The 16,601-nt window shown below is 52.7% G+C and carries 16 protein-coding genes; 4 read left to right on the top strand and 12 right to left on the bottom strand.

What is annotated here, in order from left to right; translation table 11 throughout:
• Positions 1-91: IS3 family transposase (locus tag CSQ88_RS05390; RefSeq protein WP_143449393.1), on the top strand; the 91-nt coding region annotated here is incomplete at its 5' end.
• Positions 92-161: 70 nt separating this feature from the next.
• Here the strand turns inward: CSQ88_RS05390 and CSQ88_RS05395 are convergent.
• The 4 genes from CSQ88_RS05395 to purM all read right to left on the bottom strand — a co-directional run bounded on the left by CSQ88_RS05395 (position 162) and on the right by purM (position 4,345).
• Positions 162-1,430, bottom strand: a complete 1,269-nt coding sequence (locus CSQ88_RS05395) for an RsmB/NOP family class I SAM-dependent RNA methyltransferase (protein WP_099397084.1) — start codon at positions 1,428-1,430, stop codon at positions 162-164.
• Between the two features lie 5 nt (positions 1,431-1,435).
• A complete protein-coding gene (locus CSQ88_RS05400) occupies positions 1,436-2,590 on the bottom strand; it encodes a DUF3108 domain-containing protein (protein WP_099397085.1) in 1,155 nt (384 codons plus the stop codon).
• Positions 2,590-3,225, bottom strand: a complete 636-nt coding sequence (gene purN, locus CSQ88_RS05405) for a phosphoribosylglycinamide formyltransferase (RefSeq protein WP_099397086.1) — start codon at positions 3,223-3,225, stop codon at positions 2,590-2,592. Before purN ends, CSQ88_RS05400 begins: the two co-directional genes overlap by 1 nt.
• An 82-nt stretch (positions 3,226-3,307) precedes the next feature.
• Complete coding sequence (gene purM, locus CSQ88_RS05410; RefSeq protein WP_099397087.1) at positions 3,308-4,345, bottom strand: phosphoribosylformylglycinamidine cyclo-ligase; 1,038 nt, start codon at positions 4,343-4,345, stop codon at positions 3,308-3,310.
• Between the two features lie 184 nt (positions 4,346-4,529).
• On the opposite strand from purM, the gene hda reads away from it, so the two are divergent.
• On the top strand, positions 4,530-5,207 hold the full coding sequence (hda, locus tag CSQ88_RS05415; RefSeq protein WP_099397088.1) for a DnaA regulatory inactivator Hda: 678 nt from the start codon (positions 4,530-4,532) through the stop codon (positions 5,205-5,207).
• Positions 5,208-5,255: 48 nt separating this feature from the next.
• Here hda and CSQ88_RS05420 read toward each other — a convergent pair whose 3' ends face one another.
• On the bottom strand, positions 5,256-5,900 hold the full coding sequence (locus CSQ88_RS05420; RefSeq protein ID WP_099397089.1) for a type II secretion system protein: 645 nt from the start codon (positions 5,898-5,900) through the stop codon (positions 5,256-5,258).
• Positions 5,901-5,992: 92 nt separating this feature from the next.
• A complete protein-coding gene (locus CSQ88_RS05425) occupies positions 5,993-6,433 on the bottom strand; it encodes a DciA family protein (protein ID WP_099397090.1) in 441 nt (146 codons plus the stop codon).
• Positions 6,434-6,460: 27 nt separating this feature from the next.
• Here CSQ88_RS05425 and CSQ88_RS05430 point away from each other — a divergent pair, with 27 nt between their 5' ends.
• Together CSQ88_RS05430 and secA are read left to right on the top strand one after the other, a co-directional pair.
• Positions 6,461-7,351 (top strand): M23 family metallopeptidase, encoded by an 891-nt coding sequence (locus tag CSQ88_RS05430; protein ID WP_180273538.1) that lies wholly within the window; start codon positions 6,461-6,463, stop codon positions 7,349-7,351.
• Positions 7,352-7,450: 99 nt separating this feature from the next.
• Complete coding sequence (secA, locus tag CSQ88_RS05435) at positions 7,451-10,189, top strand: preprotein translocase subunit SecA (protein WP_099397092.1); 2,739 nt, start codon at positions 7,451-7,453, stop codon at positions 10,187-10,189.
• Between the two features lie 474 nt (positions 10,190-10,663).
• Here secA and CSQ88_RS05440 read toward each other — a convergent pair whose 3' ends face one another.
• The 6 genes from CSQ88_RS05440 to CSQ88_RS05465 form a co-directional block, all read right to left on the bottom strand.
• A complete protein-coding gene (locus CSQ88_RS05440) occupies positions 10,664-11,416 on the bottom strand; it encodes a type II secretion system protein (protein ID WP_099397093.1) in 753 nt (250 codons plus the stop codon).
• 103 nt (positions 11,417-11,519) lie between these two features.
• Positions 11,520-12,989: a hypothetical protein gene (locus tag CSQ88_RS05445; RefSeq protein ID WP_099397094.1), complete on the bottom strand. Its 1,470-nt coding sequence runs from the start codon at positions 12,987-12,989 to the stop codon at positions 11,520-11,522.
• Positions 12,967-13,263 carry a hypothetical protein gene (locus CSQ88_RS05450; protein ID WP_099397095.1) on the bottom strand — a complete coding sequence of 99 codons (297 nt, stop codon included), beginning with the start codon at positions 13,261-13,263 and terminating at the stop codon, positions 12,967-12,969. Before CSQ88_RS05450 ends, CSQ88_RS05445 begins: the two co-directional genes overlap by 23 nt.
• Positions 13,260-13,847, bottom strand: coding sequence for a hypothetical protein (locus CSQ88_RS05455; protein WP_099397096.1), 588 nt, complete (start codon positions 13,845-13,847; stop codon positions 13,260-13,262). Before CSQ88_RS05455 ends, CSQ88_RS05450 begins: the two co-directional genes overlap by 4 nt.
• A complete protein-coding gene (locus CSQ88_RS05460; RefSeq protein ID WP_099397097.1) occupies positions 13,837-15,393 on the bottom strand; it encodes a hypothetical protein in 1,557 nt (518 codons plus the stop codon). The genes CSQ88_RS05455 and CSQ88_RS05460 overlap by 11 nt, the downstream gene beginning before the upstream one ends.
• A complete protein-coding gene (locus CSQ88_RS05465; protein ID WP_099397098.1) occupies positions 15,390-16,586 on the bottom strand; it encodes a type II secretion system F family protein in 1,197 nt (398 codons plus the stop codon). The genes CSQ88_RS05460 and CSQ88_RS05465 overlap by 4 nt, the downstream gene beginning before the upstream one ends.
• Positions 16,587-16,601 lie beyond the last annotated feature (15 nt).

Raw genomic sequence — 16,601 nt, forward strand, 5'->3', positions numbered from 1 at the left:
TTACATCCATTACTATAACCACGACCGAATCAAACTGAAGTTAAAAGGGCTGAGTCCTGTGCAATACAGAACCCAGCCCTTGAGCGCCTAGCTTTTATACTGTCCAACTAATTGGGGTCAGTTCACAACGTGATGGGCTTTTTTTCTTAACGCGGAAGCAATTAATCTCTTTGCATTACCGCTGCAAAGAAAGCATCAGCCTGATGCAGATGCGGAGATAATTTGAAGTAAGGGCCGGTCAGCGGGATTTCTACCTGCTCGGCTTTCAGCAGCTCTGCCGCATCCAGCAGTTTGAAATCAGGATTAGCTGCAAGGAAAGCTTCAACAATGGCTTCGTTTTCAGATGGCAAGAAGCTGCAAGTGGCGTAAACCAGGCGGCCTGCGGATTTTACCAGGCGTGAGGCGGAGGCGAGAATGCTGGCTTGCATGGTGTTCAATTCGGCCACGCTTTGCGGGTTCTGACGGAATTTCAGATCCGGATTGCGGCGTACGGTGCCCATGCCGGAGCAGGGCGCATCGACCAGAACAGCGTCGATTTTGCCGACCAGACGCTTCACTTTCTGATCATTTTCGCTGGAAATCAGCTGTGCATTCACGTTGGAAAGGCCGGAGCGGGCCAGACGAGGCTTGAAGTTATTCAGGCGCTTTTCTGACACATCAAAGGCGTACAAACGGCCACTGGAATTCATCATTGCACCCAAGAGCAGGGTTTTACCGCCCGCACCCGCGCAGAAATCCACCACCATCTGGCCGCGCTTTGCGCCGGTAAGCAGGCCCAGAAGCTGGCTGCCTTCGTCTTGTACTTCCACACGGCCTTCGGTAAAGGCGCGGTATTTATTAATGGCTGGCTTGCCAGTTACGCGCAGGCCCCATGGGGAGTAAGGCGTTGGGATGGTGTCGATTCCGCCCACGTCTTTCAGCTCGGCAGCTACCTGCTCACGCTTGGCTTTTAAGCTGTTTACACGCAGATCCAGTGCGGCAGCGCCTTGCAGGCCAGCGCCCAGCGCAAGAATATCGGCGTCTATCATGCCGCCAGCGATCAGATCATTCACGACCCATTCCGGCAGATCGGCACGCACATATACCGGGGCTTCGGCGAGTTTTTTGCTTTTACAGAGGGCAAAATTGTCTTTTTCTGTATCCGGGAACCAGTCGCCACATTCACGCAGATTGCGGCGCTCTACCACTACCAGGTAAGCAGTAAGCAGGCTGCGCGCATTGGCCGGGCCACCTAAAACCCATTCCAGGCGAATTTTATTGCGCAAAATGCCATACACGCATTCAGCAATCATATGGCGATCCTGCCCGCCCAGATTGGGATTGCTGCGAAAGAAACGCGACATGGTGGCATCAGACGGGGCGGCAAACACCAGCATTTCGGACAGAACAGAAATAGCGGCGTGGTAACGGGTATTATTTAAAGCAATCATGTCTTTTATCTTCGCATCATGCGGTTGGAGTTGGAGTTATGGCTATTGCTTGGAGGCTCCAGCACCATTTCCCCATTAATTTTTATATCATTAGCCCAGATATCGAAGCTGCCTTCGCTACCCAGTGATAAGGTCATTCGTACTGGCATATTGTGCCACTGTGGTGCCAGCCAAAAATCAAAAGTACGGTCTTCAAAACGACCCCGCAGCAAAATGGCTTCGATTTGCCTGTCACCTAATCGCAGGCTGGCCTGGCCGCTGATTTCAAACGGTACGTCTTTATAAATCTTACGGCCGCTGGCTACGGTAAAAGTAAAATCTTTCATCCGCGAGCCCTGTAAGGCAAGTTGAAACGCAGCAGAGAAAATATCCTGATCACCCGCTTTTAAAGCTTCAACCTTGCTGCTGCCACCATCTTTAATGGTGACTTGCATATCATCCCAGTTAAACAGCGCCTCATTAATCAGCTTTTCGTCACGATAATCTGCAAAGCGATGCGGGATTACCCCTTTTTGCCCTACTTCACCATCACTGATAAAAGTGCGTGATTTGCTAAATAATGCGCCACGAAGCTTTAGCGAATAATGGCCATTTTCTGCCTTCCAGCTCATACGGATAGGGAAGATCCCATAAGCATAGGTAATTTCTACCGCTGCGGGATAAGTTTGCTCCGCCACTAAAGGGCTTTCTTTGAGCGGAGGCAATTCTTCTTCAACCACTGCCGAGGCAATCACCACCACAGGTTTAACACTGCTTGCGGCCGAAGCCTGCGGCACTTCTTTTACAACTTCGCTGGCTGCCACTGCCACGCTGCTTGCAATTCGCTCTGCAGCAGCAGGGCTGCTTGCAACCATCCTGACCGGAGATTTTTTGGCCGCCAGCACCACAGGTTTCTCTGCGGTTTTTTTATGCAGCACAGGCCCATGGTGTAAATAGACGACTTGATGATCCGCAGGTTTTACCCCTTTCAAACCAGCAGGGCGGGCATCGTCTGCCTGCGCGATATCGCTCAGTTTTTGCGTGACTTTTTTCAGTTCACTTTCGGTGTAAGGTTGCTGCGTTAGCCAGGCATAAATTTGCTCATTAAATATAGAGCCCAGATGCAACAGCAGGGACAGCAGAGCCGCAATCCCCAGCAGCAAGCCCGGCCAGCGCAACATTAAAGCACCGGTGGCGCGATCAAAACGGCCGCAGGTGCGGGGCTATCCACGTGCACCCTGCCATTGATCAGCTTCAGGCAGTCTTCTACAAACCAGCGTACTGCCTGCGGGTAAATCAAATGCTCTTGCTCAAGCATTCTTGAGGATAAACTGGCTACTGTATCGTCATCCAGCACGGCCAGCGCGGCCTGCAAAATAATAGGGCCATGATCCAGCTCGGCTGTCACAAAATGTACAGTGCAACCCGCAATTTTTACGCCATCAGCCAAAGCCCGTTCATGTGTATGCAGGCCAGTGTAAGCAGGCAGCAGGGACGGATGAATATTGATCAGGCGGCCAGCATAGTGATTGACAAAGCCCGCCGTCAGAATACGCATAAAGCCCGCCAGCACGATTAAATCTGGTGCATAGCCATCAATTAGCGCCGTCAGTGCGGCATCAAAGGCCTCGCGGCCAGCATACAGCTTATGATCAAGCACGGCGGTGGCAATGCCACGCTCTGCAGCCCAGGCAAGGCCTGCAGCATCGGGGCGGTTTGCAATCACGGCGCAGATATTTGCGCCCGCAATTTGCGCGTCCACAATGGCCTGCATATTGCTGCCACGGCCGGAAATCAGGATAACGATATTTTTCATAAGTCTCAAAAGAGAAAGGGCGAGGTAAGTGCCCCTCGCCCAGTATCTGCTCAGGCAGGCACGAGTGCCGGCCCTGCAACCATTACATGACCTGAGTCTGGTGCTCATCACCCACACGGGCACGGATCGCGCCCAGGGTGTAAACGGTTTCACCTTCTGCCTGCAGCAGGGCAATCGCTGCATCGGCCTGATCTGCCGCCACAATCAACACCATACCCACGCCACAGTTAAAGGTGCGGTACATTTCCTGCGCGTCCACATTGCCTTCTTTTTGCAGCCACTGGAATAACTTAGGCATGGTCCAGGATTTTGCATCGATGGCCGCAACGACGTTAGCTGGCAATACACGCGGCACGTTTTCGCTGATGCCGCCGCCGGTAATATGCGCCATACCCTTGACCGGCAAAGCTTGCATAAGTTTCAACAATGGCTTCACGTAGATGCGTGTTGCAGCCATCACTACATCAGCCAGGCTCTTGCCGCCGTCAAACTCTGCAGCGTAATCAGCTTCTGCGCGGTGCATAATTTTACGAATTAAGCTGTAGCCATTGGAGTGAGCACCGTTAGATGCCAGACCAAGCACCACATCACCCGGCGCAATATCGTCGCCGGTAATGATTTTGCTTTTTTCGACCACGCCGACTGCAAAGCCAGCCAGATCGTATTCACCCACCGGGTACATGCCTGGCATTTCTGCAGTTTCACCACCGATCAGCGCGCAGCCTGCCTGCTCGCAGCCATTGGCAATGCCGCGGATTACTTCAGTTGCATTTGGCACATCGAGCTTGCCACAAGCGAAGTAATCGAGGAAGAATAATGGCTCGGCACCTTGCACCAAGATATCATTCACACTCATCGCAACCAGATCAATCCCCACGGTATCGTGACGATTCAGCTCAAAAGCGAGCTTCAGTTTAGTGCCCACACCATCGGTACCGGACACTAAAACAGGCTCTTGGTATTTTTTACTGATTTCGACTAAACCGCCGAAACCGCCAATACCACTCAGCACCTCCGGGCGCATGGTACGCTTAGCGTAGGGCTTAATATTTTCAACCAACTGATCGCCGGCATCGATATCGACACCCGCATCGCGGTAGCTCAAGCTTTGATTGGTCATGCAAGGCCTCGTGAAACTGGCAGCGCCACTAGGGGCTTCTGCGCTAGAATGGCGAACATTCGTTATATTAGTGCAGGTGAATGCCCCTTTTAGGAACCGCACCTGCCGCAAAGCCAGACATTTTATCGCATCTTGTGAAAAAACACCCGCACGCTTGTCATCGACCTCTTGGAGCCCCTCCCGCATGAAGCAACTCGTGCTGGATCTGCAACTGCCAGCCCTGCCCTCTTTTGAGGATTTTATCCGTGGCGAAAACGCCGAGCTGCTTTATCAGCTTGGTTGTTGGAGCCTTGGTGAGGGAGACGTGCGCTTTCTCTATTTTTGGGGAGAACGCGGCAGTGGCAAGAGCCACTTACTCGCCGCCGCGCGCGCCATGCTGCCCGCCGGCACTCAAATATTTTTTACCGATGCCGCCCACGATGCCCTGCCCGCATCGCTGCCCAAAGAGGCAGCACTGATCGTAGACAACGTTGATGCACTTAGCCGCGACGAGCAGATTCGCCTGTTTGATCACTTTAATACGCTCAAAGATGGCGGAGGCCTGCTGCTGGCTGCCGGCCCTAAGCCACCGATGCTGCTGCTGCTCAGGCCAGACTTAAGCACGCGCCTTGGCTGGGGACTTGTGTATCAGCTCAAACCGCTATCTGACACCGACAAAGCCGCTGCCCTGAAGCGCCGCGCCTATGCACTGGGTTTTGAGCTGGGGGATGATTTGGCTGATTACCTGCTGCGCCATGCATCAAGAGATTTGCCGACTTTGTATCAGCATCTGGATGCGGCCAATGATTTATCTCTGACTGAAAAAAGACCTGTGACGGTTTCTTTGCTAAGGGAAGTGTTGCGCGGGGATTGGACGGAGTAAGCCTGAGTTTGGCGACAAACTCAGGCGACCTGACGCGTTAATTGCTCACTATGGCAGCAAGCGCAAACCCACACTAGCCTTACCCTGAAGCCCCCAACAATCCGTTGCGGCCGTATAAGCCAAACCACTTCTAACGGTAGTTCTTGCTGCTGCAGCAAGATTTCCGTTTGCTCCATCATCAATCAATCTATCCAATGCACATACATAACGAGCATCAGCAACAGTAGCCAAAGGGGGGTTAAGACCACCCGCGGTAAAAGTAAGATAATTTGTTCCTCCAGGAGGAAATGTCGCCAGTGTTGATGACGATATATTCCATTGAACACCAAAAGGCGATGTCACATCAGAAGCACTTAACATTCCAGCATTTTGCAACTGAATGAGTGCCGCATCGACTTCCTGCGCTGTATCTAAAATTCCATTTTTAGCACCTGCACAAGGCGTAAAAGCCCCCAAAGCAACTACCCCGCATCCATCGCCCGGATAAGCGCCATAACGCTCAAAATAAATATTAAACGCCGCCTGCACCTTATTGTATTGAGCGGCAATGCTCTTCACCTTCGCCCCGTCAATCAAATCCTTGCCCTTAAAAGCCATCCCAAGGATCAGACCAATAATCACCAGCACAATGGCCAGCTCCACCAGAGTAAAACCACCTTGTTTAGCCTGACACCCCGCCTGATTCAAACTCATTGCCCAGCTCCTTCGTCGATTTAGCCTCTCAGAGAATAGGGCCTGAACATCAGCAAAAGCATGTTATTACAAGGCCTTACAAGGTTTATAGACTAAATCTGGTCTTTAGTTGCATGGCGATTTAAGAGAGAATCAATGGCCTGCCTTAATGGCCCCTCTTCAAGGGTGTCAGCCAGCTGCGAGAAAGCAACACATGCCCCCTCTTTCAGATGTAAGTCTTTGCTTCGCATGGCATTTGTGGATTGCAAGCCGACTTGCACCTTGGGCTGAACTACGGTAGCTTTCCATCCGCCGGCTTGCAGTGCAGCAAGAATCTGAGGCGCATTCAGGCGTACTCTGGATGCCGCAGCACTGCCACTTACACCAATTAATAAAGTATCGCCGGACCAGGCCACTCCAAGACAATGCGCTGCCATCGCTGGCGGCAATACAGAGCGCACCAGCGTTAATACTCTCGCCAGATCATCAACCTGATGCATCAGACTGGCGAGCTGTCTGTCGTGCCCGACTTGCTGCAAAGTGGTTTTTTTCATGGCTGATGGCCTGTTATGGATAATGAAATGAATGTCATTGTGATGTCTGATCGCCTGGGCAAAACACTTACCCTTGATACACGGCAAGTGATCGTTCTGGGCCTGATTGCGGCCCTGCTGATTGCTTCAGTCAGTGTTGCTGTTACAAGCAGCTTTAAGCAATCCCCTGCACTGTGGCGGCTGATGCCCCATAATAATGCCCGCCAGACCGAAATTGATGCTCTTGCCATCCGGGTGGGGGAGCTGCAGGCTAAATTATTACGCCTTGATGGTCTTGCCAGCCAGGTTGGCAATAAAACCGGAATTGATATTAAGCCCTTTTTATCCAGCCAGCCTGTGCCCCAGGGCGGTTTGCAACACAAGGGCACGGCACTGAGCACCGAAACGCTGGCCAATGAAATTGACGCGGCCAGCCAGAATCTGAACGCCAGGCTGGATCAGCTATCCTTAGCAGAAAGCGTGTTACTGAGGCCTAAGGCGTGGCAACTGCCTTCAAAAGCCCCTCTCAATGCAGGCTTACAATCGTCAAGCTTTGGTAAGCGGATTGATCCGTTTAATGGCAATCAGGTATTTCATGAAGGCATCGATTTTGTAGGCGATAGTGGCACACCCATTATGGCGGCAGCCAGCGGCAAAGTCAGCTTTGCGGCCTTCCACCCCCAATATGGTAATATGGTTGACTTAGATCACGGTAATGGCATCACAAGCCGCTATGCTCACGCATCTAAGCTTGCAGTAAAAGTGGGGGATCAGGTTAATGCGGGTCAGACAATAGCCTTACTTGGATCCACAGGCCGCTCGACAGGTCCACACTTGCACTTTGAAATAAGATATAAAGGGATTGCACAAAATCCCTTACGATTTATTGGCCCTGCCACGAATGAAATTAATATTGCTGCGACAAAATCCGGCGATTGATCTTGAATTTTAATTGAAACGGCAGCATATACGGCGGATGAGGATGCTTATCCGCCGTTGTCACAATAACCGGGCTTAGCCCATTGCTGGTAGCTTTAGATGATTGCAAATTTGCTCAAAAAAGTTTTCGGAAGTCGTAATGACCGCCTGCTCAAACAATACGGCACCATCGTAAAGCAGATCAACGCCCTCGAAGCGGGCATTGCCGCTCTTTCCGACGATGACTTGCGCGCTAAAACGGCAGAGTTCCGCAGCCGCGTCGCCAAGGGTGAAACACTTGATCAAATTCTGCCAGAGGCCTTTGCTGTTTGCCGCGAAGGCTCTAAGCGCAGCTTAGGCATGCGCCACTTTGACGTGCAGCTGATGGGCGGCTTAGCGCTGCACCAGGGCAAGATCTCTGAAATGCGCACGGGTGAAGGTAAAACACTGGTTGCCACGCTGCCTGCTTACCTGAATGCACTCTCCGGCAATGGCGTACACGTTATTACCGTGAATGATTATCTGGCCAGCCGCGACGCGGGCATTATGAGCAAGCTCTATAATTTCCTGGGCCTGACTTGTGGTGTGAATCTGGGCCAGATGCAGCATGACGAAAAACAAGCTGCTTACGCCTGCGATATTACTTACGGCACCAATAACGAATTCGGCTTTGATTATCTGCGCGACAATATGGTGTTCACTGTGGGTGAGCGCGTGCAGGGCAAGCTGAACTACGCAATTGTCGACGAAGTGGATTCGATTCTGATCGATGAAGCACGCACACCGCTGATTATCTCTGGCCCGGCCGAAGACAGCATCGAGCTTTACCAGCTGGTTAACGATATTCCAGGCCAGTTGACCCGCCAGAGCGAAGAAGAATCAGAAGGCGATTTCTGGGTTGATGAAAAAGCGCACTCGGTACTGCTTTCAGAAGCAGGCCACGAAAAAGTGGAAGCCATCCTCACCAAAAAAGGCCTGTTAAAAGAAGGCGACAGCCTGTACTCGGCTGGCAATATCAGCCTGGTGCACCATCTGTATGCAGCGATGCGCGCCCATGCCCTGTTTCAGCGTGATCAGCATTATGTGGTGACTGACGAAGGCGAGATTGTCATCGTTGATGAATTTACCGGCCGTTTAATGTCGGGCCGCCGCTGGTCTGAAGGCCTGCACCAGGCCGTTGAAGCCAAGGAAGGCGTGGAAATCAACCAGGAGAACCAGACTCTTGCCACGATTACTCTGCAAAACTACTTCCGCATGTATACCAAGCTCTCTGGTATGACCGGTACGGCCGATACTGAAGCTTACGAATTCCAGCAAATTTACGGTCTGGAAACCGTAATCGTGCCAACCAACCGCGATATGGTGCGGGATGACAGGCAGGACCAGGTTTACAAAACCGACCGCGAAAAATACAACGCCATCATTACCGATATCAAAGGCTGCCAGGAACGCAAACAGCCGGTGCTGGTAGGTACAACATCGATTGAGCAATCTGAATTACTCTCCGAAATGCTGACAAAAGACGGCTTTAAGCACAATGTGCTGAATGCCAAACAGCATGCGCGTGAGGCCGATATCGTGGCCCAGGCCGGTGCGCCTGGCGTGATTACCATTGCCACCAATATGGCCGGTCGCGGTACAGATATCGTGCTTGGCGGTAATATCGAGCGCGAAATCAAGGCCATTGAAGCAGATACAGAATTAAGCGAGGCCGATAAAGCCGCCAAAATCACCGCAATGAAAGCAGAATGGAAAATCGTCCATGATGCCGTTGTTGCAGCGGGTGGCTTGCATATTATTGGTACCGAGCGCCACGAATCACGCCGTATCGATAACCAGCTGCGCGGCCGCTCTGGCCGTCAGGGTGACCCGGGCTCCAGCCGTTTCTACCTGTCGCTGGAAGACTCGCTGCTGCGTATTTTTGCCGGTGATCGCGTAGCGATGGTGATGGATCGCTTAAAAATGCCTGAAGGCGAGCCAATTGAAGCGGGTATGGTTTCCCGCGCGATTGAATCCGCTCAGCGCAAGGTTGAAGGCCGCAACTTCGATATTCGTAAGCAATTGCTGGAATACGATGATGTGTCCAACGAGCAGCGCAAAGCAATTTACGGCCAGCGTAATGAAATTCTGGAAAGCGCCGAAGTCAGCGAAACCATCGGCGCGATGCGCGACAGCATGGTTTCTGATCTCTTCGACACCTATATCCCTGCTGATTCAATGGAAGAACAATGGGATGTTGCGGGCTTAGAGCGTGCACTGGGCGAGTTTAATATCGATCTGGCCATTGCTGACTGGATCAAAAACGACACCACGCTGACCATTGAAGCCATGAAAGAGCGTGTGCAGGTTGCTGCCGCTGAAAGCTACAATAAAAAGGTTGAAACTGCGGGCGAGGAAACTTTCCGTCAGTTTGAACGCTCGGTTCTCCTGCAACACGTTGATCAAAGCTGGCGCGAACACCTGTCGTCCTTAGATCATCTGCGTCAGGGTATTCATTTGCGCGGCTATGCACAAAAGAATCCTAAGCAGGAATACAAGCGTGAAGCATTTGAGTTGTTCTCTCAGCTGTTAGAAAACATCAAGCGCGAAGTAATTCAGATTGTGATGACCGTACAAGTACGCTCACAAGAAGATGTTGATGCCGTTCGCCCGCAAGAATTGCCAGCTTCAGCATTGCAATTTAATCATCAAGAGCTGGAAGCTTTACTGGCAAGCGGTGATGAAGAGCAAATCAAAGCAGCGCTGATGCAAGCGATGGAAGGCGGTGCGAAAGTACAGTTCTCCGGCGTAGGCCGCAACGACGCCTGCCCTTGCGGCTCTGGCAAGAAATTCAAGCACTGCCACGGGCAAATTGCTTAATTGCCTGTAGCAATAAAAAACCCCCGAAGCATGCTTCGGGGGTTTTTTATTGCTAGAAATGTAGGGCGGGTGCAACCCGCCATTTTTATGATGCTCCATGATAAATATCGGCGGGTTGCACCCCATACGCGCTAACCAAATTGTTTTTCATTAGCGAACAGAGAAAACGTATTGACCACGCTCTTTGCACGGGGCTTAAAAGTCCCCTTGAAGCCGCGACACGAGGAACAAGCGGGCGGGGTTTCTTTGATCCCTGTTTGAGCGAAGCGAGTTCCGCAGCCGCCGCTCGATTGTCCACAGATGAGGGGCTTTTGTGATTTTGAGGTTGCGGCTTTAGTTCTTTTCTTGGCCATTCAAGAAAAGAACGCCCCTGCGGTGGCTAACCGCTCAAAATCAATGTGCCGAAGGCACTAAAAAGGTTTTTTTGACTTTGCTTAGCACAAATGAAATGCAACACCCAGGCAAGTCAATTCCTCAAGGCAGCTTACCCGCCGCCAGCATTCTTGCCGCCAGAATAGACGGGCTGATCCAATCGGTGATGTCGTCGTACTCTTCATCAGCGGGCGTTGCGGGGTCATCCTCTGCCCTGAGTTTGCTCACAAAAATCACATCGTTATTGGTGTTTTCCTGCTCATCAGCAGAGCCTGCCACGCCATTGGGCGGGCCGTGGCGGTAGTGCATTACCACGACGGCAATGACATTTGAAGCGAGAGGTGTAGCGGCCCCCGATGTCGGGTAAATCAAAATATCTCCTGATGAGCAAAGCATAAAGCTCATGCCTGCCGGAGCCACACTGCCCAAGGGGCAGCTGCCTGCCACGCCCAGTGTTTGATTACTATCTGTCACCACAGGCGGCAGTGATGCAGGGCCGTTATCGGCAAAACCCAGCGTTAGCCGGTAAGTAAATGGCTTATTAAACGGATCAGTTGAACGCGGCAAACCCAGAGTTGCGCCTGGAATGCTGCCCTGGGCCCGGTTGCACGTGCCATTTGCCGCGCGATCCTCTGTAAAAGTCGTCAGAGCCGGATCAGCCGGGCAGGGTAAATAACCATGCTGCACAGCAAACCCCAGCAAAGACTCTTTAATTTCAGCCATCTGAGCCCGCCCGTCACGCATTCTCTGGCTGTCTGTTTGTGCCTTAAAAGCGCCCAGGCCCCCTGCCAGCATAATGCCGATGATCACCAATACAATTGCGATTTCGGCAAGTGTAAATCCCCTCTCCTTCATGCTCTTTCCTTTAGGGACTTAAAAGCCCCTGAACCACCCGCATGCAGCTTGCCGGTGATCGCCGGAACGATGGTCATTTCAGCAGGAGTGAATCCCCGGTCCCTCATGGTCTGTCCTTTGGCGCATAGGTCCATTGGTTTGCAACACGATAATAAAGGCGATCATTACCAGCATCGGCAGGCCCAAGCTTGGCGTACTGATCAATCTGCGGCGGCACCGCATCCCATGCCCGGCGGTTAATATCGGGCGCTGCGGCATAGCTGCTTACCGGGTCCAGATAATTATTTAAGAGCGCTTTATCAGCAGCAGTTACACGAGTTTGCCCCGTTTGTGCAACCCCGGCCCCTATCATGACTGCATTCACAGCGGCTGCCGGCGTTTGCATATTTCTTAATGTAAGTGCGATGGGCGCAGGGCAGTTGGGTGTATTGGCCACAGCGTAAAAAAACATTTGCTCCCAACGATTGCGGTAGAGCCAGTCGTATTCAAGCAATACGTTTTGCCATGCCGCCTGGCTTGGCATTGTGGCGGGCCGGTTGGCCGGGTTAACCAGATACTCAGGCAAAACAGGCAACAAACCCACGCCTGTCAGTGCAATCGATTTAGGGATATGCCCGCGGCAAACAGCAGGCGAAGGCGTACAGGCATTGCTGTTGACTGCCGCCGTATCCGCGCAACCTGGGTCCGCCGGGCTGGCCGGGTTGGGTAAAGACCCCGCTCCCGCCTGCACTGCCCAAAGATTAATCAGCTGCTGGTACTCCCGGGCTGCGCGTTTTTCTAAAGGGGCCAACAACTCACTGCGCCGGATGGTAATCAGGCGGTCATTCAGTGTTGGGTTCGCATTGGCATCCAGCCGCGGCCCATTCAAAAATCGCCCTTGCGTGGCGTTGTAATTAGCATAGTTATTGGGCGCACCAAGGCATGCGCCACCCACCGTCAGCCGGTTACATTCCAGATAATTATTCGCATTTCTCTGCTGAGCAGCCGTACTGCGGTTTTGCCCGCTGAGTGCCGCTCCGGGGGCCAGAATCACTACAATCACCGGATCTGCCGCATCTGATAAAGCCTGAGCACCATTATTGGCGGCAGCATAAAACCAGGGATTTGCCCCCGCAGGCGCAGTATCGCTATTGAGCGGCGTATTTCTTCGCTCTTGAAAACCATCCGCCACCGCCATCCAGAGCGGCTCGCCCGAGCTGTCGCGCAGCTCTGCCGCCTGATAGCTTCTCCATGGAATACGGCCAATACGCGCCGCAGCGCCTGGGCAAGCTGCACCGTTCAAGCCACTCTGCCCATAAGCGGCTTCACCCAGGATATTCAGATCGGGGCAGAAGAATTCCCCTGGGCGGGTCACGGGCACAGTATTGCCGCGTTTGGATAAAGCCTCTGCCAGGAGTATTTTTTTTGCTTCTGCCAGCACATTTTGCGTTTGCTGCTCTCGATAAACCTCAAGAGCATGGCGGCTGAACCCTGCCAGTATCGCCCCGGCTATCCCCAGCCCCACTACCATTAACAGCATCAGGGCAATGGCCCCCTGCTGGCGGCGTTGCCTAAGGTGCGGCTTGATAAACATCGCGCCGTACTCCGCGGCTTAGCGTTTGTCCTACCTTAAGCCCGGCAGGCACAGAGGCCGTGCTTAGCGCGCCATTCAGCCAGCGTATTTTTTTGCCATTATGGCTAATTTCACCATCCAGCCTTAGCGCATCCAAGCCGGTGGCCGGCACTGATTGCGGTGCAGAGGCTTCTCCGCGCGCGACAGCCCGCTCTTCCGGGCTGAAAAATAAACGCCCCCACCCGGCATCAGCCAGCGGGCTGAGAATCAGATAAATCAAAATAATGTATTTCATTGACTTGCCTCAGGGGCGGCCACCGGCCCTATGCTTAACCATTCAATATCACAAACCACTTTCAAACTTGCACCGGCCTCTGTCTGGCGGGTCATCACACACTGCTCCGGTGCTGGCCAGCCGGATAAGCGCCTTAAACCTGCCAGCACCTGCGAGAACTCGTCTTCATCACCTGGCTCAAAGCTAAGCATCATTTTGCTGCCATAGAGCTGCACGGTTTCAGCCGTTGCGGTAAAGACACGCTGCGGCTCAAAACGAAACAGAATGCTGAGCCCCGGTGAGCGGCGGTTCAGCTCGGTAAGATACTCAATCCAATCCAGCCGGTGCTCGCCATTGAGTATGCCGCGCTGGCTGAGCGTCTGATAAAGCGCACGGTATTGCTGGATGTTATTCCAGGCATTCTCCTGGCCATCGGCTTGCAGGGTTAAGCGTTGCACATTACTGCGCAAAGCCTGCTGCTCATCCTGTGCCCGCCACAGATAAATGTGCGACAGCACAATCAGCAACACGCCAAGAGCAAGGGTTGCTCCACTCATAATCAGATCATGGCGGATCAGCTGCAGGGGCTGAAGATCAATTTTCATGGCGCTTTTGCTCCCAGCTCAGGCGCAGAAAAAAATCAACCCGCTGACTGTCCTGCTGCAATGGCTTTGCTTCAACGCCCGATTTAGAGCTGGTATTAAGGGGCAGCGTAACCGGCTGCACGGTCACACCGGGTAAGCCTGCCAGCCGGGCACTTAAGCGCTCCACGCTTGCCAGCGCCTGCCGGTACTGCAAATCAAAGGGCTCTACCCGGCCTTTCAGCTCCATCACCACAGGGATTGTGGCGGGCGCCGATGCATCCGCGGCCTCTGCCTGATTAGCAGGGTCAACCGGGCCACGGCCAGATTGCCAACGCAGCTCATCAAGAATCAGCTCAGGAAAATCCAGCAAAACTTGGCTCACTTGCTGCGCCTGATCTTCCATATCCGGCCAGGTCAGAAATTCCCTGGTATAAAGCTCAACCGTACCCTTCATCGCCGCCGGGTCACTGGCTTGGCTTTGCTTGAGCAGCAGATTAAAACGCCGCAAACGCTCATCAACCTGCCCGGTTTTTTTAAGCGACTGACTAATGGAAGCCTGAATCTCGCCGGCCTCCCAGATCGCCTGCCCGCTCCAGACACAGGCCAGAAATAAGCCAAGGTATGCAGCACGGCGCAGCAAAATACCGCGTTTTCGCCATGTGGCATGAATAAGATGGCGGCCCTGCCCGTAATGATTGGCTGGCGGGTGCAGCTCCAGCCAGCTGCATAAGATATGCAGCAGGGAATCTGCCTGAGGCAGGTGCAGCTTGCGTGCCAGTAAATCCAGCGGCACATCACTCAGCACAAACTGAGCGGCGTCCCCACTGCTTGCCAGGCGGGCGCGAATTGCCGGCAGGCAATCACCATCAGGCGAAAGCACTGCAAGCTGCAGCTTATTTTCACGCCCCAGCAGGCGCAGCGTGGATAAATACTGCCTGGCCCGCAGCGCCTCCACCACAATCACCTCAGCAAGGCGCTCTGTATCCTGCAGATTGCTACCCTCGGGCAGGCTGCTCACACGGCTGAATTTAAGCCCGTCTGCGGCCAGATAAGTCTGGCGCATTCCGCCGCCGGGGGTAAATGAAACCAGCAGATAATGCGTCAGCCCCAGCCCTGATCTGTGCAGCATTTCTCCAGCCAGCAGGGCTGCAGAATAAATACCCTGCAAGACCATTTTTTTTGCCAGTAAAGCATTCACAATGGCGTCCACTGGTGCCGCCAGCGTTAATGCCGACATCAGCACCTTATCCTGCTCTCCCGATTTGGCAAATGTCTGCACAAAAGCACGGCGGTAGGGCGTAGTCCGGTAGTTCTGATCCAGGCGTCTGGCCAGCAAGGCAGTGCGATCACTGCGCCCCAGATGCGGAATCGATTCCAGCTGAAAATCTTCCTCAACCACATCCACCAGCAGGCTGAAAATGGCTTCTTTCCAGGTATCCAGAAAAAGTAAGAATGCTGCAGCACCTTCATCATCCAAAGCAAAGCGCGCATGCTCCAGCAGCTGCCCCTTTTCGATATGAAAAGCGCTCAGCCGGGTATTGGATAAAAAGAGTGTGCAGTGGCTCATCGCAATTTGCTGATGGTGTCAAAAATAGGGCCAAGCACCGAGGACATAATCCAGGCCAGAATCAGGCCCAGCACCACCGTGAGCGATGGCTCAATCAAAGCCTGTACGCGCTCTATGGATTCTTTTACGTCGCGGTTATAAAAGTAGGAAACATTCATCAAGGCATGATCCAGCTGGCCGGTGCTCTCGCCAACTTTCAGCATGCGCAGCACCAGCGGCGGAAACATTTTTTCCTGATTAAAACTTGCCGTGACCCCCTGCCCCTCACGTATTTGCGCCTGAATCCGCTGCAGCGATTCGGCCACCACGCTATTGCTAACAATCCCTTCAGATATCTTGATGCAATCCAAAATAGGAATCCCGGCCGCATACATCAGGGCAAAAAAGTTAGCAAAACGCGCCAGAATAATTTTATGCAAAATAGGGCCAAATGGCTGAATGGTGAGTTTCCAGCCATCAAAGCGATGGCGAAACTTAGCGTCATGACGCAAACGCAAGCGAAACAGCACAAATAAAATAATGGGTGTGCCAAATAAAGCCCACCAGTAATAAATAAACAGATTAGATACCGCAATTAAAATACGGGTATTCAAAGGCAGGGTTTGCTGCATGGCGGCCACAAAAGAAACTAATTGCGGCACTAAATAAATCATTAAAAAAGTAATCACCCCCACCACCAGTACGCCTACAAAAGCCGGATACATCACGATTTTTTTTGTTTGCGAAACTAGCTCGTCCTGCCACTTTAATGAATCAGATAAATTAAGTAATACTTCCGGCAATTTGCCGCTCGCCTCTCCTGCACGAATCAGATTCACATAAATGGCATCAAAAACCTGAGGATGGCCTGCCAGCGCCTGTGAGAACTGCCGCCCGCCTTCAATATCTTCAATTAAATTAGCAATCACTTCGCGAAAACGCGGCTCTTCCAGGCTATCGCGCAGATCAGATAAGCCTTCCAGAATCGATACCCCTGCGCGGGTCAGCTGCTCCATATGAAAAGTAAATGTTATCAGCTCGCGCCGGCTGATCTTTTTTCCGCCCAGCCCGCCTCCTGGCGATGCGGCTTTCGCCGTGATCAGGCTCAGGCCAATCCGCTCCAGGCGCTGCTCTAAATCCGTCAGATTATTGGCTTCTGTTTTGCCCTTCTGAACTAGGCCCGCATTGTCTGCCGCACGATAAGTAAACTGCATTGGCTTTCCTCAGGA

The organism is Iodobacter sp. BJB302 (genome assembly GCF_002735645.1).
In the GTDB taxonomy this organism is placed as follows: domain Bacteria; phylum Pseudomonadota; class Gammaproteobacteria; order Burkholderiales; family Chitinibacteraceae; genus Iodobacter.